Below are 20076 nucleotides of genomic sequence, written 5' to 3'. Positions count from 1 at the left end.
CCTCTTCGCCGCCCCTTACGAGACACCATGGAATCCTGGTCCCCCTTTCCCCACGCCGACGACTATCCCTTCACACCGGACGAGGTGCGCCGGCAGTGGAGCCGCCTGCACCAGGGCGATGCCGAACCCTGCCCGGAAGACCCCGCCGTGCTGCAGGCCTGGGCGCTGTTCCACAGCGGCCGGTTCGAGGAAGCCGCGCGCGCCGGACTGGCCGCCGGCGGTGCGGGCGTCACGGCTGCGAACAAGGCCACCATCGTGTATGCCACCTACCTCGAACCCAGCGAAGCCACGCGGCTGCAGTTGCTGGAAGAGGCCTCGCACCGCTCCCGGGCACAGGCGCAGGCCGAGCCCGGCAATGCGAACGCATGGTTCTGGCATGCCTACGCGCTGGGCCGCTACAGCCAGGGCATCAGCGTTGCGAAGGCGCTGGCGCAGGGGCTCCCGCGCGAAGTGCGCAGCGCGCTGGGCCGGGCCATCGATCTGAGCGACCGGCATGCCGACGCGCGGCTCGCGCTCGCGGTGTTCCACGCCGAAGTGATCGACAAGGTGGGCGAGATGGTGGGCAGCATCACGCACGGCGCGCGCCGTGAAGAAAGCCTGCGGCTGTTCGAGGAAGCGTTCGCGCTCAACCCGCATTCGGTGATCGGACGCATCGAGTACGCCAACGCCCTGGTCATGCTCGAAGGCGAGGGCCGCGGGGCCGAAGCCACGCGGCTCTACGAAGACGCCGCGCAGGCCGAGGCGGCCGATGCCGCCGAACGCCTGGCGGTGGAACTGGCGCGCCTCGAACTCGCCGACGGCTGAGGCACGCCCCGACGCGCGCACCGGGCAACCCGGGAACCGCCGCCTCAGCCTTCCGGAAAGCGTTCGGCGGCAATGGCGAGCAGGCCCTCGAAAATGAGGTTCTCGATGAGGTCGAACGGCCGCGTCATGCTGGGCGCCATCTTCCAGCCCGCACCGCCGGTCATCATGCACGCCGGCTCCGCGCCGCAGTGCTGCATGACGTGCTGCACCATGCGCTCCACCGCCCCCGCGATGGCATAGGTGCCACCGCTGGTGAGCGCATCGCTCGTGTTGGTGGGAAAGAGCGTCACCTCGCCCGTGGGCACGTGCAGGCCGGCCGTGCCGGACTCCAGCGCGCGCAGCATGATGCCGTGCCCCGGCAGGATCAGACCACCCAGGAAGCGGCCCTGCGCGTCGATCGCCTCCACCGTCACCGCCGTGCCGACCATCACCACCACCAGCGGCCGCGCGGGGCCCTCGCTCAGCAACCGGTGGCGTGCACCGATCATCGCCACCCAGCGGTCAGAGCCCAGGCGCGTCGGATGGTCGTAGCCGTTGACGAGCCCGGCCTCCTGCGCCGAAGGCACGACCCAATGCGCAGGCACGTCCCACCACTCCATCTGCTCTATCACACGGCGGCGCACCGCGTCACCCGCCACCACGCAGCCCAGCATGCGCGTGGGTGCGGGCAGCCCTGCCCATGCGGTATCGGCGAGGCGTTCGATGTGGTCGAGGAATTCGGCGCCATGGGCCAGGACGGCGGCACCTGGCTGGGGAGCGTCGTACATGGCCCATTTCAGGCGCGTGTTGCCGACGTCGATGGCCAGAAAAGTCATGCGGCGGATTATCACGAGTTTTACGAACGCGTCCCCTTCGCGCCGACACGCGAGGGACACCGCATCACACTCCCGGCCATGCACCGGCCCGCGGCGGGGTCGGGCCGATGTCCGACACGGCCCCCGCGGAGGCGGACGCTACATTGGTTGGCGCCGGCCGCTACCAGGCCGGTCTTCACCAGAGAAAAAGGAGCAATGCCATGGGTCTTTTCAGCTTCGTCAAGGAAGCCGGAGAAAAGCTGTTCGGCGGCAAGGAGGCGCACGCTGCGCCGGCCGCCACCCCCGCAGCCGCCGCACCGAGCCAGGATCAACTCAACGCCACGGCGGGCAAGGCGATCGAAACCTACATCGCCTCCCAGAACCTCGGCGTGCGCAATGTGCAGGTCACGTTCGCAGGCCCCGAGGGCAAGGTCACCGTCAAGGGCGAAGCGCCTTCGCAGGCCGTCAAGGAGAAGGTCACGCTGTGCTGCGGCAACGTCTCCGGTGTGACCAGCGTGGACAACCAGCTCGCCGTGGACACGCCCGAACCCGAGGGCCAGTACCACGACGTGGTGCGCGGCGACACGCTCTCGGCCATCGCCAAGAAGTACTACGGCGATGCCAACAAGTACCCCCGCATCTTCGAAGCCAACCAACCCATGCTGACGCACCCGGACAAGATCTATCCGGGGCAGAAGCTGCGGATTCCACCGCTCTGAAGAACGGTACGGATCGGCACCAAAGGGACCTTGCGGTCCCTTTTTTCATGCCGTCGCACGGTGGGACATCAGCCGCCGTGCACGTCCCGGCTACATTCCTGCTCGGCCGTCCGCCGCATGACGGCAACCCAAAAAGAAACGATACGAGAGGGAGGAATACATGCTGCGACGCATTCGCGCATGGCTGCTACGTGCCGCGCTGGGCGAGGCCGCACCGTCTGCCATGCCGCCATCCGGGGTCATGGACCGGTTGCGCGAGGCCCGCGCCGCCAATCAGTTGGCAGAGGCCGAGCTGCGCAGAGCCACCGCGGAGAAGGAGCGCAGGCAGGCGCTGGAGAGCCACTCGAAGCGGTTGACGGGATATATCGATACCGCGAAGACGGCCATTCCGCTCATCGCTGCGGGGTACGGCGTACTGGCCACGTTCCTGTATTGCTTCATGGCCATCCAATTCTTTCCCTCGGGGCTGTCGGTGGGGGACAACCTGCTCTTCGTGTTCGTGGCCCTGGGATTCGGGCTGCTGGCCCTGGTCCTGGCGGGGCTGGGGCTCGCCGCTTTCATCCCGTTCATGATCTTCGAGGCTGCGGAGAAGAGGAACGCGGCCAAAAAAGGCTGGCAGGGCCAGGCGGAGTTCTGGATCCTGGCCCCTGCGCTCTCCAAGGCTGCTTCGTTTTTGTTCCTCTGGACGCTCTACGCGTCACCGTTTGCGCCTTCGGATTCCGCCACTTCTGGACTCATTGCCAGCCATGCGTTCGCCGCCATGGCGCTGGGAGGCCTGATGGCAGGGTGCGCCTGGAGAAGCGGAACGGGCGCGGGCATCCTGAAGGGCTCCGAATGGATCTTCCTGGGCTGCTGCTACGGAGTCGTCGAACTGTGGCTGCTGCCCTGGCTCGGTGTGGTTCTGCCCCAGTATGCGTTCTATGTTCTCGTGTTTCCCTGGATCGCCGGTCTGCTGGCATGGGTGTTCATCTCGGCATGGACACGCCCCACCGGCGCCCTGAAAAAAGACACGGGCGGTGACGAACCCACACGCCGCCCACGCCCACCCGCGGCGATCGTCGCGCTCTTCCTTGGAGGCGTCGCGCTGATCCTGGCGATGGCTGCTGGCACGATGGCATGGCCGTTCGAGCCCGCGCCGGCACACGCAGACAACGGCACCACGCACGGATCCCTGGATTTCTGGTTTTCCTGCGCCGCACTCATGGCATTGTTCGGGGCTTTCTTTGCCCAGACGGTCTCCCGGCCGGAGAGCGCAGGCGCGTCCGACCGCCCTACCCACGCGCCGGAAAGCGGTGGAGCGACTCTCCCCGAGGCCATTGGTGAGCCTGTGGCAATGCCGCCCATCCAAAACGCCTATGCGCTGGAATCGCGGATCTATTTTTCCCTGCTGCTCCTGCTGGTGATCTATGGCACCGTACTCTGGGTGGACTCCCAGATCGATGGAAAGCTGAGCTCCGGAATCTTCCGCAGCCTGGGCCTGCGCGCCGAGCAGCAGACGCTGCGGCTGAAAGGCGAGGCGCTCGCGCTCGTGCGCTCGCAAGCCGACCATGCAGGGATCTTCCTCAGCTTCTGTGCGGAGCCCGGCGGTGCGGCACTGGTGACGCCCGTGGATGCGCTCTGGCACGGCATGGGTACGCGATCGCTGCTGCGGATCGGGAAAGAACCCGACGGCGGAAAAAAATCGGGCCGGGCAGACCCGCGCACCGACATCGAGGTGAGCAGCGAAGAGGTGAAGATCGTGCGCAACGCGCGTGCGCGGTGCCATGACATTGAACACGCCGTCTACTTCCAGTCGGACTCCGTGAAGGCCGTGAACAGCATCGACGACCTCGTCGACGAAGTGGCGCGCGTGCAGGAGTCGCTGTCGCCACTCGCGTCACCCGGCGACTCCCGCGGAAACGCATGGCGCCTCGACAAGGTGGTGGTCACCGGCCACTCGGACCCCCTGCCTCTGTCGGATGCGGGCAACCAGGGATTGTCCGAGCGCCGCGCGGCCTGCGTGGCCGAATGGGTGACCCGCAAGGCATTGAAAGGCACGCAGTTGACGGGCGACTACCGGCTCGAAACACCAGGCCGAGGAAGCCGCGACCTGTCGGCCGGGCAGTGTCCGCAGGAAGGCCGCACTGCGAATCTCCACGAATGCCACGAGAAGAACCGCAGAGTGACCGTGCGCCTGATCCTGGCCAGGAAGCCGCCCCTCTCCGACGATGTGCAGCATGCGCTGTTCAGGCAGGCCGAACGGGCATCTGCCGAGGCGGACAGGCCCGTGGCGTGCACGTCGAACAGGCGCAGCAGGCCCCGCTTCTGAAAGCGGGGCACAGCGGTCAGAGCCTCACCCCTGCCGCCAGGGCAACCCGCGGAACCGCCAGCCGCCCGTGCGGTTGCGGTGGCCGTCGGCGTCCGCGTCGCCCTCGAAGCCTTCGAGGATGTTGAAGGCCGTGAGGCCCAGTTCGGTGGCGCGCCGCGCCGCCGCCACCGAACGCACGCCGCTGCGGCACAGCAGCACGGCCCGGCCGCCCTCGGGCACGGCGGCGCGCAGCGCTTCGTCGAACCCGGGGTTCAGGGCCATGCCGGGATAGACCTTCCACGGGATGGCCACGGCGCCGGGCACGAAGCCGACCCAGTCGCGCTCGGCGTCGGTGCGCACGTCGATGAGCACGGCCTGCCCGCTCTGCACCCACTGCCAGGCGAGCGGAGGCGGGACGTCGCCGGCGTAGCCCTCGGCGGGAATGGCGGTGATGGAAGAAGAAGAGGAAGAGGAAGAGGAAGAGGAAGAAGCAGTCATGGCCGCATTCTGTGCCAATCCCGGCCGGCCGCTGGCGGCGTCCCGCGTCACTCCCAGCGCGGCGCCGGCTCGTCGCGCAGGCGGTCGCGCAGCGCGGCGTAGTCGGGCACCACGGTGGCGACGGTGTCCCAGAAGCGCGGGCTGTGGTCCATGTGGCGCAGGTGGGAGAGTTCGTGCGCGACCACGTAATCGATGATGGACGGCCGGTAGTGCAGCAGCCTCCAGTTGAGGCGGATCGATCCATCGGCGCGCGCGCTGCCCCAGCGCGTGTGGGCGCTGGACAGCCGCAGCGTGCGCCACTGCACGCCCAGCAGGGGCGCGTAGTGGTCGAGGCGGGCGATGAAGTGGCGGCGTGCATCGCGCATGAGCCAGGCCTGCACGGCGTCGCGCACCTGGGCCGGCGTGGCCGCGTGCGGCAGGCCGACGTGCAGGCAGCGCCCGCCGTCCGGGCCGGGCACCAGCGCCCCGCCCTGCCCCCGGAAACCGTGCGTGGGGTCGAGCACCACGGTGAGCGGCTCGCCCAGGTAGGGCAGCACGGCGCCGTCGCCCCAGGCGATGCGCGCATCTTCCTGGCGGCGCTGGCGCTCCTGCGCCTCGCCGAGCTTGCGCAGGATCCAGTCGGCCTTGCCGCGCACGGCCTCGTCCACGTTCGCGAGCGACACCCAGCCGGGCGCGCGCACCGCGAGCCCGTCCGGCCCTACGGTGAAGCCGATGGTGCGCCGCCGCGAGCGCTGCAGCGCGTAGGCGACCAGCGCCTCGCCCAGCAGCACCTCGCGGTTCGCGCGGGGGTGGCGGAACTGCGCCGGGGAAAGCAGCGTGTCCAGCGGCACGGCAGGCGCCGGCGCGTGCGGATTTGCTATTATTTCAGGAGCAAACTTTTCAATGGATCCGGCGGCATCCGTGCGTTTTGGCACAGAAACCCGCGGCGGCTTCGCCGGGGCCGCGGGTTCCGCCCCGCCGCCGAAGAAATCCAGCGCGAGCTGCACCAGCCGCTGCATCAGGGCCGCGCGCCGGGCGCTCCGTAGGCTTCGGGGTCCAGGCGGCGCATCTCGGCCTCGATCCAGGCCTCGGCCTCGGCCATGAGTTCGTCGGGCTTGCGCCCCGTGGAAGGGATCGGGCGGCCGATCGAGACATCCACCGTGCCGGGCCGCTTGACGAAGGCCTTGCGCGGCCAGACCTTCGCCGACGTGACGGCGATCGGCACCACGGGCACGCCGGCCTCGATGGCCAGCCGCGAGCCGCCGCTCTTGTACTCGCCCTTCTGGCCGCGCTCGATGCGCGTGCCCTCGGGGAACATGATGACCCACGTGCCCTGCGCCAGCAGCGCGCGGCCCTGCTGCAGCACCTTGACGAAGGCGCGCGCTCGCTGGCTGCGGTCGATGTGGATCATGTCCAGGCTGCCGATGGACCAGCCGAAGAACGGGATGTGCAGCAGCTCCTTCTTGAAGACGTAGGCCAGGGGGCGCGGCATGATCGCCGGCATCAGGAAGGTCTCGTAGGTGGACTGGTGCTTGACCAGCAGCACCACGCCCTGCTGGGGATCCTGCGGCAGGTGCTCCATGCCGGTGACGCGCGGGCGGATGCCCATGATGGCATTGGCCGCGTCCACGCTGAGCTTGAGCCACGCACGCGCGATGCGGTAGCGGGTGCGCGTGCGGGCTCCGCAGGCGCGCGCCACCAGGATGGCGAGCGTGTAGGGCACGACGGTGAGGGCCATCCAGAGCAGATGGGCGATGGAGCGGATCAGGGCCATGCGGATCGGAAAAGAGAGAGTTTCAGAGGTCTTTTTGCCTGCATGCCGCCGTATTCACTGGACATGCTGCTATTAAAAACATAGCGTATGCGCGCTGCGTCCGGGTCAGCCCCCGGCCGGCGGAAGCCGCGTGCCGCCCGCGAGCACGCGGTCGGCGAAGTCCGCGAGGCTGGCGTGGCGCTGCAGCCCGGGCCAGGCGGCGGGGTCGCCGAGGCCCTCGTGCGCGCCCGCGCCCACCGCATGCAGTTGCGCGCCGATGGCGGCGCCCGCCTGGAGGTGCTCCGCGCAGTTGCCGACCACGAGGATGTCCTCGCCCTCCATGCCGTAGCGGTCGCGGATCTGCTCCAGCAGGCCGGGCGCGGGCTTGCGGCAGGCGCAGCCTTCGTCGGGCGCGTGGGGGCAATAGAACACCGCGTCGATGCGCCCGCCCACCGCGGCGAGCAGGCGGTGCATGCGCGCGTGGACGGCATTGAGCGCCAGCACATCGAACAGACCGCGCCCCAGGCCCGGCTGGTTGGTGGCCACGGCCACGTGCCAGCCCGCATGGTTGAGCCGCGCGACCGCTTCGAGCGCCCCGGGCATGGGCACCCATTCGTCGGGCGTGGAGATGAAGCCCTCGCCCGTGGCGTTGAGCGTGCCGTCGCGGTCGAGGATGGCGAGTTTCATGCGCGCGATTATGGAAGATGCGGCGCCGCGGGCGCGGTGCCGCCCGCCGCCAGCGGCTGCCAGCCCGTGGCGTAGAGGCCGCCGAAGCGGCCCCGCGCCCACTGCAGCCGCAGTGCCTGGCCGGGCCGCCACGCGGCAGCGGCACTGCCGGGCAGCGTGGCCTGGCGCAGCACCGGCGCGGCACCCGCCTCCGGCGGTGTGCCTGGAGCCACCGGCGCGGACGGGTCGGCATCCTCCCAGCGCAGCACGACCTGCGTGCCGCCCGGGCCGCGCAGGCTGGGCGGCTGCACCCGGCTGCCGGCCACGGACACGCGGGCCTCCGGCAGCGGCTGCAGCCAGCGGGCATCCCAGTGGCGCGCGGCCATCGCCAGCGCGCCGCCCACGCAGGCCAGCACCCACAATCCGGCCGCCACGCGCCGTGCATGCGGGCGGCCCCGGCGGCGCGCCGTCCAGCGCAGCAGCACGCCCACCGCCGCGATGGCGGCGGCACCGGCACCCAGCGCGGCCAAGCCCAGCCCCGGATCGCGCGTGCCGGCGAACGGTGCCAGCGCCCAGGCATCCGGGCCGGGCCAGCGGTCGCCGTGCCACTCCAGCAGCCAGCGCAGGCCCATGAGGGCGGCCGGGGGCGCGAACAGCCACCACGCCGTGCGGGTGGCGCCCTCCGGGGCGCCCGGCAGGAGCGGGGCCGGCGGCGGGGTCATGGGCAGGAGGGAGCCGTCAGGCCGCGGCCAGGCGCGAGAGGTCGGCCACGCGGTTCATCGCCGCGTGCAGGCTCTGCAGCAGGCCCTGGCGGTTGAGCCGCAGGTCCAGCTCCTCGGCATTGACCATCACGTCGTCGAAGAACGCGTCCACCGGCGCGCGCAGCACGGCCAGCGTCTGCAGGCTGCCCGTGTAGTCGCCGCGGGCGAAGAGCGCGTCGGCCTCGGGCACGAAGCGCTGCAGGGCCGCGTACAGGTCCTTCTCGGCCTGCTCGCGCAGCAGCTCGGGGTTGACGTGCGCATCCACGTCCCCGGCCTTCTTGAGGATGTTGGTGACGCGCTTGTTGGCCGCGGCGAGCGCGGGCGCCTCGGGCAGCGCGGCGAAGGCGCGCACGGCGGCGAGCTGCTTCTCGACGAGCGCCAGGCGCTGCGGGCGCAGGGCCAGCACGGCATCGACCTCCTGGGCGCTGTAGCCCTGCTCGCGCAGGCTGCCGGCGAGGCGGTCGTAGATGAAATCGGCCAGCGCGGCGGTCGCGTCCTGCACCTTGTCGCCGAAGGCCGGCAAGGCGCTGTGCAGCAGGGTCTCCAGATCCAGCGGCAGGTCCTTCTCGACCAGCATGCGGATCACGCCCAGCGCGTGGCGGCGCAGCGCGAACGGATCGCGGTCGCCCGTGGGCAGGTTGCCGATGCCGAACATGCCCACCAGCGTCTCGAGCTTGTCGGCCAGCGCCACCACCACGCCCACATCACCGCGCGGCAGCGTGTCGCCCGCGAAGCGCGGCTTGTAGTGGTCCTCGATGGCGTCGGCCACAGCGGCGGGCAGGCCGTCGGCCTGGGCGTAGTAGCGGCCCATCGTGCCCTGCAGCTCGGGGAATTCGCCCACCATGTCGGTCACGAGATCGGCCTTGGCGAGCTGCGCGGCCTGGTCGGCGTGGCGCGACAGCTCCACGTCGCCGATCTGCTGGGCGATGGCGCGCGCGATGGCCCGCACGCGCTCCACGCGCTCGCCCTGCGTGCCGAGCTGGTTGTGGTAGACCACCTTGGCCAGCGAGGCCACGCGCGATTCGAGCGTCTTCTTGCGGTCCTGGTCGAAGAAGAACTTGGCGTCGGCCAGGCGCGGGCGCACCACACGCTCGTTGCCGCCCGTCACGGCGCTCGCATCGTCGGGGCGGATATTGCTCACCACGAGGAAGCGGTGCGTGAGCCGGCCCTCGGCATCGAGCAGCGGGAAATACTTCTGGTTGGCCTTCATCGTGAGGATGAGGCATTCCTGCGGCACATCCAGGAACTGCTTCTCGAACTCGCACACGAGCACGTTCGGCCGCTCGACCAGGGCCGTCACTTCGTCGAGCAGGGCGTCGTCGTCGATGGGGCGCACGCCGCCTCCCACGCGCTCGGCGGCGGCCTGCAGCTGGCGCACGATCTCGGCGCGGCGCTCGGCGAAGCCGGCGATCACGGCGCCCTCCTCGGCCAGCTGCTGCGCGTAGGTGTCGGCGCTGCGCACCACCACCGGGTCCACGGCGGCCTCGAAGCGGTGGCCGTGCGTGGCGTTGCCGGCCGTGAGGCCCAGCACCGAGACCGACAGCAGCACCTCGGTGCCGTGCAGCGCGACGAGGCCGTGCGCCGGGCGCACGAAGCTCACGCTGGTCCAGCCCGGCTGCTCGCAGCCCGATTCCAGCTGGTAGCGCATCACCTTGGGGATCGGCAGCTTCGCCACCGATTCCTGCAATGCCTTCTGCAGCCCTTCGGACAGCGTGGCGCCGCGCACCGTGCTGTCGTGGAACAGTGCCTCGGCCTTGCCGTCGGGCGCGCGGCGCAAGCCCGGCACGGCGGACGCATCGGCGCCCAGCGCAGCGAGCTTCTTGAGCAGCGCGGGCGTGGCATTGCCGGCCGCGTCCAGGCCCACGGTCACGGGCATGAGCTTCTGCGAAACGGCCTTGTCGGCGGCCTGCGGCGCGACTTCGGTGATGTGGGCCGCCAGCCGGCGCGGCGAGGCGTAGGCCGTCACGCGCGAGGCGGAGGATGCGAGGCCCTGGGCCTGCAGCTGCGACAGCAGCACGCCGGCAAACGCATCGCCGAGCTTCTGCAGCGCCTTCGGGGGCAGCTCTTCGACGAACAGTTCAACGAGAAGATTCGGATGGGTCATGGTGGTGGTGTCTCTCGGTCCGCGGGCGGCGCCTCAGGCGGCGTCCTTCTTCTGCTGCTGCTGTTGCTGCCCGGCCTTGGCGATCTCGGCCAGCACTTCGTCGGCCCAGGCCTTGGGCGCCATGGGGAAGCCCAGGCGCGCGCGGCTGTCCAGGTAGCTGCGGGCCACGGCGCGCGCCAGGTTGCGGATGCGGCCGATGTAGGCCGCCCGCTCCGTCACCGAGATGGCGCCCCGCGCGTCGAGCAGGTTGAAGCTGTGCGCGGCCTTGAGCACCTGCTCGTAGGCCGGCAGCGCCAGTTGCTGCTCCATGAGGTACTTGGCCTGCTTCTCATGCGCAGCGAAGGCGACGAAGAGGAAGTCGGCGTCCGAATGCTCGAAGTTGTAGGTGGACTGCTCCACCTCGTTCTGGTGGTAGACGTCGCCGTACTTGAGCGTGTCGGTCCAGGCGAGGTTGTAGACGTTGTCCACGCCCTGCAGGTACATCGCCAGGCGCTCCAGGCCGTAGGTGATCTCGCCTGTGGCGGGCTTGCAGTCGATGCCGCCCACCTGCTGGAAGTAGGTGAACTGCGTCACTTCCATGCCGTTCAGCCACACCTCCCAGCCCAGGCCCCAGGCGCCGAGCGTGGGGTTCTCCCAATCGTCCTCGACGAAGCGGATGTCGTTCTTCTTCAGGTCGAAGCCGAGGGCCTCCAGCGAACCCAGGTACAGCTCCAGGATGTTGGCCGGCGCCGGCTTGAGCACCACCTGGAACTGGTAGTAGTGCTGCAGGCGGTTCGGGTTCTCGCCGTAGCGGCCGTCCTTGGGGCGGCGGCTGGGCTGCACGTAGGCGGCCTTCCAGGGCTCGGGGCCCAGCGCGCGCAGGAACGTGGCGGTGTGCGAGGTGCCCGCGCCCACTTCCATGTCGTAGGGCTGCAGGAGCGCGCAGCCCTGGGCGTCCCAGTACGACTGCAGCTTCAGGATGATTTGCTGGAAGGTCAACATGCGTGTGTGTGTCCTGGCGCGCGGGACTGCATGGCCAGGGGCCCGGGCGCGGTCATGAGAATGGGCCGCGCCAAGCGCGGGACCGCAGATTCTACGGGGGCGGGCCGCAGGCCCTGGCAGCCTGCAGGGGGCGCGGCGCACCGCCCCGGCCCGGCCGGCAGGGCCCGCGGCGCACCGTGGTATTTGCGCATCGGCATCGAAAAATCCAACATTCCACCGTGCAGAATCCACGATCCGACCGGCGGATGCCCCGCAAGGCTCGGCCTTCCTCGAAAAAACCACAACCATGACACGCATGAAACGGGTGGGCGCACTGCCGCTTTTCCTCGGCCTCTGGACCTTCGCGCTCTCTGCGGGCGCCTTCGACATCGCGCCGCACCGGGTCGGCGATGCCCTGCCCACGCCGCAGGCACGCGCCCTGCTGGAGCGCTACGCGGCCCGCCCGCCCCAGCCCTGGCGCGAGCCCGATGCGGCGCGCATCCCGGAGGGGCCAGAGGGCGATGCGGTGCGCGAGGGCATCGACCTGCTGAACCGCACCGCGTCCCGCGTCGGCAAGCTCGCGCCCGATGCATCGAAGCGCATGGGCTGGAACAGCCTGAACTGCGTGCACTGCCACGCGGCAGGCCCGTCCGGCCTGCCCGGAACCAAGCCCTTCGCGCTGCCGCTGGTGAACGCCGTCAACGACTATCCGAAGTTCGACATCAAGTCCGGCAAGATCATTTCGCTGGAGCAGCGCGTGATCGGCATGTTCGGCCCCGGCAGCGTACCGGTCACGCCGGAATCGCCCGAAGTGAAATCCATCGTAGCCTACCTGCGCTGGCTGGCGCTGGGCACGCCGCCGCACTCGGCCATGGAGCGCACGGGCCTGCAGCCCCTGCCCGCCGTTGCGCGTGCGGCGGACCCCGTGCGCGGAGCGAAGCAGTTCGCTGCGCTGTGCAGCGCCTGCCATGGCGCGGACGCCGCCGGCCAGCGGCGCCCCGACTTCAACGCCGGGGGCGGGTACCTGTTCCCGCCGATCGCGGGCACCGATACCTACGACAACGCAGGCCACATGTTCGCGGTGCCGCTGCTCGCACGCTACATCCGCGCGTCCATGCCCCTGGGTACCACGCACGAGAGGCCCCAGCTCACGCCGGAGCAGGCGCTGGACATCGCGGCGTTCCTGAACGACGACGCGACGCCCCGCCTGCAGAACCCGAACCGCCAGCGCCTCTACCCGGACCCCGCGCTGCGCCCGCAGGGCTTCGCGATCCCGGAACACTTCCCGGGGCAGCCCGAGGCCTACCGCCGGGCGAAGTTCGGGCCGTTCCGCGACGTCAACGAGAACTACTGACCATCCCAGCGCCGCAGCACCAGGCTGGCGTTGGTGCCGCCAAAGCCGAAGCTGTTGGACAGCACGGTGCGCAGCGGCGCCTCGCGCGAGGCCGTCACCAGGGGCAGGTCGCCCACGGCGGGGTCGGGCGTCTCGACGTTGGCCGAGCCCGCGATGAAGCCGCCCTGGAGCATGTAGAGGCAGTAGATCGCTTCCTGCACGCCGGTCGCGCCCTGCGAATGCCCGGTGAGCGACTTGGTGCTGGAGAACGGGGGCACGGCATCGCCGAACACCTCGCGCAGCGCGCGCAGTTCGGGCAGGTCGCCCACGGGGGTCGAGGTGCCGTGCGTGTTCACATAGTCGATCGTGCCGCCGCCCGCTTCCGCGATGGCCTGGCGCATGCAGGCGATGGCCCCGTCGCCCGACGGCGCGACCATGTCCTCGCCGTCCGACGAGAGGCCGAAACCGACGATCTCGGCCAGGATGGTGGCGCCCCGGGCCTGCGCATGGTCGAGGCTTTCGAGCACCAGCGCGCCGCCGCCGCCGGCGATCACGAAACCGTCGCGCTCGGCGTCGTACGGGCGCGAGGCCTTCTCGGGCGTGCCGTTGAATTTGCTGGACATGGCGCCCATGCCGTCGAACAGCGTGGCCAGGCCCCAGGACAGCTCTTCGCCGCCGCCCGCGAACATCACGTCCTGCAGGCCGAAGGCGATCTGCTGCGCCGCCATGCCCACGCAGTGCGCGGAGGTGCTGCAGGCCGAGGTGATGGAGAAGTTGATGCCCTTGATGGCGAACGCGGTGGACAGGTTGGCCGACACGGTCGAGCCCATGCAGCGCGTCACCTGGTAGGGCCCGACGCGGCGGATGCCCTTGGAGCGCAGCGTGTCCGCCGCCTCGATCTGGTTGGCCGGCGAGCCGCCGCCCGAGCCCATGATGAGCCCGGTGCGCGGGTTCGAGACCTGTTCGGGCGCCAGGCCCGACTGCGCGATGGCGTCCTTCAGCGACAGGTAGGCATACGCCGCCGCATCGCCCATGAACCGGCGCTGCTTGCGGTCGATGACCGCGTCCAGGTCGATCTGGGGTGCGCCCGCCACCTGGCTGCGCAGGCCGAGTTCGGCGAACTCGGGCATCGCGCGGATGCCGGACTTGCCCTCGCGCAGCGAGGCGGTCACGGCCTGCTGGTCATTGCCGATGCACGAGACGATGCCCGCACCCGTGATGACGACGCGCTTCTTCGTGGTCATGCCTGTGCTCCCGCCGCGGGTGCGCCGTCCTTCCCGCCTTCGTCGCGCTTGAACAGGCCCACGCGCAGGTCCGATGCCACGTAGATTTCCTGGCCGTCGGCCAGCAGGCGGGCGTCGCCGATGGCCATCACGAGCTTGCGCTTGATGACGCGCTTGATGTCGATTTCATAGGTGACGAGCTTCACGCCCGGGCCCACCTCGCCCGTGAACTTGACCTCGCCGGCGCCCAGGGCACGGCCGCGGCCCGGCAGTTTCAGCCAGGTGAGGTAGAAGCCGATGAGCTGCCACATGGCATCCAGGCCCAGGCAGCCGGGCATGACGGGGTCGCCCTGGAAGTGGCAGTCGAAGAACCAGAGGTCGGGGCGAACGTCGAGTTCGGCGCGAATCTTTCCCAGCCCGTGTTCGCCGCCGTCGGCGTCGATGTGCGTGATGCGGTCGAACATCAGCATGGGCGGCAGCGGCAGTCGTCCGCTGTCAGGGGTGAACAGCCGGCCTTCACCCGAGGCGATCAGTTGTTCATAGGAAAAGGATTCAGCCATTGTCAGTCGTGCTCCAGATGGGCGCGGGCGCCGCGTTTCGTGTGCGCGCGAGCCGGTGGACCGGCGGTCGCAAACACGCATTATCCAGTCTGCGGAGAGTCCTCCCCCCTTGCCAATGCGACAAACCACGCGCCGCAGCCTCGCGGCGGATTCATGCGATGCAAAAAGAAAGGCCGCATGGAGCGGCCTGGAGGGGGTGGAAAGCGGCTTGGGGCCCCGGGCACGGCGGCCCGAAGCCGCCGCCCCGCGGGGCGCCATCACCGATCAGTATTGCCAGAAGATGCGCTGCAGTTCCTTGCTGGTCTGCGGCTTGGTCAGGGCCACGGCCGCCAGGATGCGGGCCTTCTGGGGGTTCAGGTCATGCGCCACCACCCAGTCGTACTTGTCGTCGGGCTGCTCGGCATTGCGCAGCACGAAGCCGTCGGCCACGCGGGCGGAACGCACGATCTGCACACCCTTGCCGCGCAGCTCCTGCAGGGAGGGGACGACGCGGTCGGCCACGGAGCCATTGCCGGTGCCGGCATGGATCAGCGCCTTCACGCCCGAGTTGCCCACGAAGTCGGGAATCGAACGGGGCACGTTGCCGTAGCCGTAGACGATGTCCACCGGAGCCAGCGCGGTGATTTCGTCGATGTTGAACTCCGACTGCATCGTGTGGCGTTTGACGGGGGCGCGGAACCAGTAGGTCTGGCCTTCCACGACCATGCCCAGCGGGCCCCACTGGCTGCGGAACGCCTGGGTCTTGATGTTCACGCCCTTGGTGACGTCGCGGCCGCTCTGGATCTCGTCGCTCATCGTCACGAGCACGCCCTTGCCGACCGCATCCTTGCTGGCGGCCACCGTAACGGCCTCCAGCAGGTTCAGCGCGCCATCGGCCGAGAGGGCCGTGCCGGGGCGCATGGAGCCCACGACCACGATGGGCTTGCTCGTGTGCACGACCAGGTTCAGGAAGTAGGCGGTCTCTTCGAGGGTGTCGGTGCCGTGGGTGACGACGATGCCGTCCACGTCGGACTGCTTGGACAGCGCGGAGACCCGCTTGCCCAGTTGCACCAGGTGGTCGTTGGTGAAGCTCTCGGAGGCGATCTGGAAGACCTGCTCACCCTTGACGGCAGCCACGTTGGCCAGCTCGGGCAGGCCTGCCAGGAGCTTGTCGACCGGCACCTTGGCCGCGGCGTACGAGGCGCTGTTGGCGGCCGTGGCGCCTGCGCCGGCGATGGTGCCGCCGGTGGCCAGCACCACGACGTTGGGCTTGGCCGGAGGCTGTTGGGCGGTCGTCTGCGCGCCGGCGACGAGGCCCCACGCGGCGAAGGCCGCTCCGGCCAGCAGGTGCTTGAAATTCAGTTGCGAGAACATGGCTTGGTCATCTCCTAGAGTACTTGTTACGCCCCGTTGCAGGGGTGCCGTATGGTAGGAAGGCGGCAACACGGCAGTGGGGAATAATCCGCCGCGAGGTATGAATGGAATTCATACCCTTCCGATCCCCCCTTTCCATGCCATGAACCTCCGGCAACTCGAAGTCTTCCAGGCCGTCATGCAGGCGGGCAACATGAGCGCCGCCGCCCGCCTGGTCAGCATCACGCCCTCGGCCGTCAGCAAGACCATCGCCCATGCGGAACTGCAGCTCGGCTACCCGCTCTTCAGCCGGGTGCGCGGGGCCCTGGTGCCCACCCCCGAAGCGCAGGCGCTGTTCGTGGCATCGGGCCAGATCCACCGCCAGCTCGACGAACTGCGCCGCACCGCCTTCAACCTGCGCCAGCCCGAGGGCGGGCAGGTGCGCCTCGGTGCGATCCCGTCCATCACGCACACCTTCCTGCCCACGGTGCTGGAACTGCATGCGCGCGAATCGCCGCGCGTGAAGGTGGAGGTGCGGACCCTGCACCCCGACCAGATGGCCCAGGCGCTGCTCACGCGCACGGTGGATTTCGCGCTGGGCTTCTACCCGCATCCGCACCCGCAGGTGGGCAGCGGCATGCTGGTGAGCGGGCCGCTCTCGATCGCCGTGGGCCGCGACATCTGGCAGCGCGCCGTGCGCGTGAACCGCAACGACCCGATCTCGTTCCTGGCCAACACGCCCATGATCCAGCTGCTGGGGGACGACCCCATGCGCGCTCCGATGACCGAGCTGGCCCGCAGCCTCGGGGTGCACACCGAGCTGGGCATCCAGGTCCAGACCTCGCAGCTGGCCGTCGAGCTGGTGCGGCGGGGCCTGGGCTGGACGGTGGTGGATTTCCTCACGGCCGGCAACCTGGACCCGGCCGCCGTGGTGGCCGTGCCGCTGCGCGACCTGGCGCCCATCCCGCTCTACGCCTACCACGCCGAACACCGCCCGCCCGACCGGCACGCAACGCGCATGCTGGGCCTGCTGCCAGGGCTCCTGCACGCCGTGCTCGCACGGCCGCAGCATGCCGACACGGGCGGGATGCCCGGCTGACGCGCCCGGTCAGCGCTGCCGGCGCCGGGCCGCCAGGAAGGCGCCCGCCACCACGAGCGCGCCCAGCGCCCAGAGCGGCCAGAGGCCCGCGCGGGCAGCCCACCATGCGAAGGGCGTGGGCGCGCCATCGCGGCCTTCCACCTCGCCCAGCAGGATGCCGCGCTCCAGGGACGCAAGCCGCCGCGTGACCACGCCGCGGTGGTCGATCAGCGCCGTCGCGCCGGTGTTGGTGGCGCGCACCATCGGCCGCTCGAACTCCAGCGCCCGCATGCGGCTGATCGACAGATGCTGGTCGATGGCCACCGAATCGCCGAACCAGGCGATGTTGCTCACGTTCACGAACACCGTGGGCGCGGCGGCCGGGTCGCGAAAGCGCGCCGCTAGTTCCTCGCCGAACAGATCCTCGTAGCAGATGTTGGGCGCGATGCGCTGGCCTGCCCATGCGAACGGCGCTTGCCCCACGGCGCCGCGGTTGAAGTCGCCCAGCGGGATGTTCATCAGCTCGGTGAACCAGCGAAAGAGCGGCGGGATGAATTCGCCGAACGGCACGAGGTGGTGCTTGTCGTACTGGTAGCGCACGGGCTGCCCCGGCGCGAAGCCGATGACCGAATTGGTGTAGCCCTGCTCCGCATCGCCCAGCGGAATGCCCAGCAGCGCCGCGCGCGGCGGGGCGCCGCCGCCCTCGCCTGCGCTGCCGGTGTAATGCGCCGCGATGGATTCGAGGTAACCCGGCATCAATTGCTGCGGCAGCAGCGGCACGGCCGTCTCCGGCGCCACCACCAGCGTGGCCTGCACGCTGCGCAGCGCGTCGCCGTACCAGCGCAGCGCCAGCGGCACGCCGCTGCCGGCCTGGAATTTCTCGTCCTGCGGGATGTTGCCCTGCAGCAGCGCCACGGACAGCTTCGCGGGCGCGCGCATCGGGGTGTGGCACAGCTCCACCGCGCAGTGGCGCTGCGCCGCGAGCCCGGTCCAGGCGACCGCGAGCGCGGCACCCGCCGCCCAGCACCGCGGCCGGCGCAGGTCTGCCCAGCGCAGTTGCACCGCCAGCATCGCCAGCCCGGCCGCGACGGCACCGATGCCGTACACGCCCACCCAGCGCGCCAGCACGGCGAACGGACCTTCCACGTGGGCATAGCCTCCGGCGCCCCAGGGGAAACCCGTCCACCACACGCCGCGCGCCAGCTCGGCCAGCAGCCACAACGCTCCGAAAATGATAGCTAGAAAGGTCCTGTTTCCGGCGGCATGGGCATGAAAACGCTGAAACGCCGCGGCGGCTGCCGCGTAGTAGCTGCCCAGGAAGGCCGCCAGGCCCAGCACCGCCAGCACGGCCAGCGGCGCGGCCAGCCCGCCGTAGGTGTGCATCGAGATGAACAGCCACCAGAACGTGCCCGCCAGCCAGGCCGTGGCGAAGGCTGCGCCGAACCCCGCCGCCTGCCAGGCCCCGCGCGCGGCGAGCAGGATGCGCGCGAAGGCGGCCAGCGATGCCAGTTGCAGCCACCAGAGCGGCTCGCCCCCCCAGGGCCAGGCGATGGAAGCCGCCTGGGCGAGCCCGGCCAGCACCGCGCCCGTCCACAGGAGCGCCGCGGGCGCACGGGAGGCGCGCCCGCCGAAAGCGTGAAGGGTGGACATGGTCAGTCGGCGTCCGGGCCCACGGCATCCGCCGGCACCGGCGACACCTTGAACCAGCGCACCGCCCCGCCCTTGGTGTGCAGCACCACGAAGCGCAGCCCGGCCAGGTCCAGCGATTCGCCGCGGCGCGGCGCGTGGCCCAGCTCGTGCGCGATCAGGCCGCCGATGGTCTCGAACTCCTCGTCGCGGTCGCTGCCCTCGATCGCGGGCACGTCGAAGGCCTCGGCCACGCGCTCCACGGGCGTGTCGCCGCTCACGCGGTAGGTGCGGTCGGCCAGCGCGAAGATGTCGCCCTCGTCCTCGGGGATGTCGAACTCGTCCTCGATCTCGCCCACGATCTGCTCCAGCACGTCCTCGATGGTGACCAGCCCGGCCACGCGGCCGAACTCATCGATCACCACCGCCATGTGGATGCGGTTCGCGCGGAACTCGCGCAGCAGGTCGTTGAGGCCCTTGCTCTCGGGCACGTACACCACCGTGCGCAGCAGCGCGCGCAGGTTCAGCTCGGGCGCCCGCTGCAGCTTGAGCAGGTCCTTCGCCATCAGGATGCCGATGATGTTCTCGCGCTCGCCCTGGTAGACCGGGAAACGCGAATGCGCCGTGTCGATGACGTGGTGCAGCAGCGCCTCGAACGGCGAATCGATGTCGATCAGGTCCATGCGCGTGGCCGGAACCATCACGTCGCTGGCCGTCATCTCGGCCATGCGCAGCACGCGTTCGAGCATCACGCGGGCATCGGCGTTGATCACGTCGTTGTCCTCGGCCTCGGCCAGGGTGGCGATCAGCTCATCCTTGGAATCGGGCCCGGGATGGATGAATTCGATGAGCCGCTGGAGGAACGTGCGCTTGTCTTCGCGTTCGGACGGGCGCGCGGGGTGGGGGTCGGACACGGTCTTGGTGCGCAGGACGTGCGGTGGTGGACAGGGCTCCAAGGATAGCGGATGCCCGCGGCGCCTCCCCCCGCCGGCATCCGCCGGGCCGCCCGCGGCGCCCGCCGTGCGCACCGCCCTGCCCTCCGACCCCTCACATTCGGACACAAACTTCCGCCCCCGGAAGGATGCGGAAAACCCGCAACGCTGCCTATGATCCCGGCCTTTTCCGGGTACGCCACAAGAGCACGGGAGGTTGCACACGCCATGACACGTCGAGTCACCATACAAACGCCGGTAGGGGATGCGCTGCATTTCCGGGAGATGCGGGGCCGTGAGGGGTTGAGCGAGGTGTACAGCCTGGAGATCGACCTGCAAAGCGAGAGCCGGGAGGTGGACCCGAAGGCGCTGTTGGGCAAGAACGCGACGGTGGTGGTGGAGACGGAGGGTGGTGGGCGGCGCTACATCGACGGGATCGTGACGCGGTTCGGGATGCAGGGTCAGGACCACCGGTACTACTCGTACCGGCTGAGGCTGCAGCCGTGGGTGTGGCTGGCGTCGCGCAAGAGCGACTTCCGGATATTCCAGAACAAGAGCGTGCCGCAGATCATCGAGGAGGTGCTGGGGGTCTACGGATATCCGCTGGACAAGAAACTCAGCCGCAGTTACCGCACGTGGGATTACTGCGTGCAATATGGGGAGAGCG

At 69.9% G+C, this 20076-nt stretch carries 19 protein-coding genes; 6 read left to right on the top strand and 13 right to left on the bottom strand.

Annotated features, from left to right (window positions below; all coding sequences use genetic code 11):
• Positions 1-27: 27 nt before the first annotated feature.
• Positions 28-804 carry a tetratricopeptide repeat protein gene (locus BM144_RS02740; protein ID WP_092949618.1) on the top strand — a complete coding sequence of 259 codons (777 nt, stop codon included), beginning with the start codon at positions 28-30 and terminating at the stop codon, positions 802-804.
• A gap of 44 nt (positions 805-848) precedes the next feature.
• Here the strand turns inward: BM144_RS02740 and BM144_RS02735 are convergent, their stop codons facing one another.
• Entirely contained in the window at positions 849-1619 is a 771-nt protein-coding gene (locus BM144_RS02735; protein WP_092949616.1) for a type III pantothenate kinase, read from the bottom strand.
• Positions 1620-1819: 200 nt separating this feature from the next.
• On the opposite strand from BM144_RS02735, the gene lysM reads away from it, so the two are divergent.
• Both lysM and BM144_RS02725 read left to right on the top strand, forming a co-directional pair.
• Positions 1820-2317 (top strand): peptidoglycan-binding protein LysM, encoded by a 498-nt coding sequence (gene lysM / locus BM144_RS02730; protein WP_092949614.1) that lies wholly within the window; start codon positions 1820-1822, stop codon positions 2315-2317.
• Between the two features lie 160 nt (positions 2318-2477).
• The gene (locus tag BM144_RS02725) at positions 2478-4625 is read left to right on the top strand and encodes an OmpA family protein (RefSeq protein ID WP_139225621.1); all 2148 of its coding nucleotides are present in this window, start codon (positions 2478-2480) and stop codon (positions 4623-4625) included.
• Positions 4626-4649: 24 nt separating this feature from the next.
• Here BM144_RS02725 and BM144_RS02720 read toward each other — a convergent pair whose 3' ends face one another.
• The 7 genes from BM144_RS02720 to glyQ all read right to left on the bottom strand — a co-directional run bounded on the left by BM144_RS02720 (position 4650) and on the right by glyQ (position 11346).
• Complete coding sequence (locus tag BM144_RS02720) at positions 4650-5102, bottom strand: rhodanese-like domain-containing protein (RefSeq protein WP_092950089.1); 453 nt, start codon at positions 5100-5102, stop codon at positions 4650-4652.
• A 47-nt stretch (positions 5103-5149) separates the two neighbouring features.
• Positions 5150-6100 carry a M48 family metallopeptidase gene (locus BM144_RS02715; RefSeq protein ID WP_092949609.1) on the bottom strand — a complete coding sequence of 317 codons (951 nt, stop codon included), beginning with the start codon at positions 6098-6100 and terminating at the stop codon, positions 5150-5152.
• Positions 6100-6855 carry a lysophospholipid acyltransferase family protein gene (locus BM144_RS02710; protein ID WP_092949607.1) on the bottom strand — a complete coding sequence of 252 codons (756 nt, stop codon included), beginning with the start codon at positions 6853-6855 and terminating at the stop codon, positions 6100-6102. The genes BM144_RS02715 and BM144_RS02710 overlap by 1 nt, the downstream gene beginning before the upstream one ends.
• 105 nt (positions 6856-6960) lie before the next feature.
• Positions 6961-7521, bottom strand: a complete 561-nt coding sequence (gene gmhB, locus BM144_RS02705; RefSeq protein ID WP_092949605.1) for a D-glycero-beta-D-manno-heptose 1,7-bisphosphate 7-phosphatase — start codon at positions 7519-7521, stop codon at positions 6961-6963.
• 8 nt (positions 7522-7529) lie between these two features.
• A complete protein-coding gene (locus BM144_RS02700) occupies positions 7530-8222 on the bottom strand; it encodes a hypothetical protein (protein WP_245783499.1) in 693 nt (230 codons plus the stop codon).
• A gap of 16 nt (positions 8223-8238) precedes the next feature.
• On the bottom strand, positions 8239-10365 hold the full coding sequence (glyS, locus tag BM144_RS02695; RefSeq protein ID WP_092949603.1) for a glycine--tRNA ligase subunit beta: 2127 nt from the start codon (positions 10363-10365) through the stop codon (positions 8239-8241).
• Positions 10366-10398: 33 nt separating this feature from the next.
• Complete coding sequence (gene glyQ, locus BM144_RS02690; protein WP_092949601.1) at positions 10399-11346, bottom strand: glycine--tRNA ligase subunit alpha; 948 nt, start codon at positions 11344-11346, stop codon at positions 10399-10401.
• Between the two features lie 286 nt (positions 11347-11632).
• On the opposite strand from glyQ, the gene BM144_RS02685 reads away from it, so the two are divergent.
• Positions 11633-12679 carry a c-type cytochrome gene (locus BM144_RS02685; RefSeq protein WP_092949599.1) on the top strand — a complete coding sequence of 349 codons (1047 nt, stop codon included), beginning with the start codon at positions 11633-11635 and terminating at the stop codon, positions 12677-12679.
• On the opposite strand, the gene fabB is transcribed toward BM144_RS02685, so the two are convergent.
• The 3 genes from fabB to BM144_RS02670 form a co-directional block, all read right to left on the bottom strand.
• Positions 12673-13902 (bottom strand): beta-ketoacyl-ACP synthase I, encoded by a 1230-nt coding sequence (gene fabB / locus BM144_RS02680; RefSeq protein WP_092949597.1) that lies wholly within the window; start codon positions 13900-13902, stop codon positions 12673-12675. The two genes, BM144_RS02685 and fabB, sit on opposite strands and share 7 nt — an antisense overlap.
• On the bottom strand, positions 13899-14441 hold the full coding sequence (gene fabA / locus BM144_RS02675) for a 3-hydroxyacyl-[acyl-carrier-protein] dehydratase FabA (protein ID WP_092949595.1): 543 nt from the start codon (positions 14439-14441) through the stop codon (positions 13899-13901). The genes fabB and fabA overlap by 4 nt, the downstream gene beginning before the upstream one ends.
• A 264-nt stretch (positions 14442-14705) precedes the next feature.
• On the bottom strand, positions 14706-15794 hold the full coding sequence (locus BM144_RS02670; RefSeq protein WP_092949593.1) for a type II asparaginase: 1089 nt from the start codon (positions 15792-15794) through the stop codon (positions 14706-14708).
• A gap of 142 nt (positions 15795-15936) precedes the next feature.
• Between BM144_RS02670 and BM144_RS02665 the strand changes: the two genes are divergently transcribed.
• Positions 15937-16872, top strand: a complete 936-nt coding sequence (locus BM144_RS02665; RefSeq protein ID WP_092949590.1) for a LysR family transcriptional regulator — start codon at positions 15937-15939, stop codon at positions 16870-16872.
• A gap of 9 nt (positions 16873-16881) precedes the next feature.
• On the opposite strand, the gene lnt is transcribed toward BM144_RS02665, so the two are convergent.
• Together lnt and BM144_RS02655 are read right to left on the bottom strand one after the other, a co-directional pair.
• The gene (lnt, locus tag BM144_RS02660) at positions 16882-18501 is read right to left on the bottom strand and encodes an apolipoprotein N-acyltransferase (protein ID WP_092949588.1); all 1620 of its coding nucleotides are present in this window, start codon (positions 18499-18501) and stop codon (positions 16882-16884) included.
• A 2-nt stretch (positions 18502-18503) separates the two neighbouring features.
• Positions 18504-19391, bottom strand: a complete 888-nt coding sequence (locus tag BM144_RS02655) for a CorC family transporter (protein ID WP_092949585.1) — start codon at positions 19389-19391, stop codon at positions 18504-18506.
• Between the two features lie 246 nt (positions 19392-19637).
• On the opposite strand from BM144_RS02655, the gene BM144_RS02650 reads away from it, so the two are divergent.
• The coding region (locus tag BM144_RS02650) for a contractile injection system protein, VgrG/Pvc8 family (RefSeq protein ID WP_281246078.1) at positions 19638-20076 on the top strand (439 nt) is incomplete at its 3' end.

The organism is Paracidovorax konjaci (assembly GCF_900112675.1).
Taxonomy (GTDB): Bacteria; Pseudomonadota; Gammaproteobacteria; order Burkholderiales; family Burkholderiaceae_C; genus Paracidovorax; species Paracidovorax konjaci.
This window is presented reverse-complemented; position numbering and strand designations above follow the sequence as displayed.

Coding starts and splice junctions, on each gene's coding strand:
- BM144_RS02740 (WP_092949618.1), top strand. CDS start 28: ATGGAATCCTGGTCCCCCTTTCCCCACGCCGACGACTATCCCTTCACA.
- BM144_RS02735 (WP_092949616.1), bottom strand. CDS start 1,619: ATGACTTTTCTGGCCATCGACGTCGGCAACACGCGCCTGAAATGGGCC.
- lysM (WP_092949614.1), top strand. CDS start 1,820: ATGGGTCTTTTCAGCTTCGTCAAGGAAGCCGGAGAAAAGCTGTTCGGC.
- BM144_RS02725 (WP_139225621.1), top strand. CDS start 2,478: ATGCTGCGACGCATTCGCGCATGGCTGCTACGTGCCGCGCTGGGCGAG.
- BM144_RS02720 (WP_092950089.1), bottom strand. CDS start 5,102: ATGACTGCTTCTTCCTCTTCCTCTTCCTCTTCCTCTTCTTCTTCCATC.
- BM144_RS02715 (WP_092949609.1), bottom strand. CDS start 6,100: ATGCAGCGGCTGGTGCAGCTCGCGCTGGATTTCTTCGGCGGCGGGGCG.
- BM144_RS02710 (WP_092949607.1), bottom strand. CDS start 6,855: ATGGCCCTGATCCGCTCCATCGCCCATCTGCTCTGGATGGCCCTCACC.
- gmhB (WP_092949605.1), bottom strand. CDS start 7,521: ATGAAACTCGCCATCCTCGACCGCGACGGCACGCTCAACGCCACGGGC.
- BM144_RS02700 (WP_245783499.1), bottom strand. CDS start 8,222: ATGACCCCGCCGCCGGCCCCGCTCCTGCCGGGCGCCCCGGAGGGCGCC.
- glyS (WP_092949603.1), bottom strand. CDS start 10,365: ATGACCCATCCGAATCTTCTCGTTGAACTGTTCGTCGAAGAGCTGCCC.
- glyQ (WP_092949601.1), bottom strand. CDS start 11,346: ATGTTGACCTTCCAGCAAATCATCCTGAAGCTGCAGTCGTACTGGGAC.
- BM144_RS02685 (WP_092949599.1), top strand. CDS start 11,633: ATGACACGCATGAAACGGGTGGGCGCACTGCCGCTTTTCCTCGGCCTC.
- fabB (WP_092949597.1), bottom strand. CDS start 13,902: ATGACCACGAAGAAGCGCGTCGTCATCACGGGTGCGGGCATCGTCTCG.
- fabA (WP_092949595.1), bottom strand. CDS start 14,441: ATGGCTGAATCCTTTTCCTATGAACAACTGATCGCCTCGGGTGAAGGC.
- BM144_RS02670 (WP_092949593.1), bottom strand. CDS start 15,794: ATGTTCTCGCAACTGAATTTCAAGCACCTGCTGGCCGGAGCGGCCTTC.
- BM144_RS02665 (WP_092949590.1), top strand. CDS start 15,937: ATGAACCTCCGGCAACTCGAAGTCTTCCAGGCCGTCATGCAGGCGGGC.
- lnt (WP_092949588.1), bottom strand. CDS start 18,501: ATGTCCACCCTTCACGCTTTCGGCGGGCGCGCCTCCCGTGCGCCCGCG.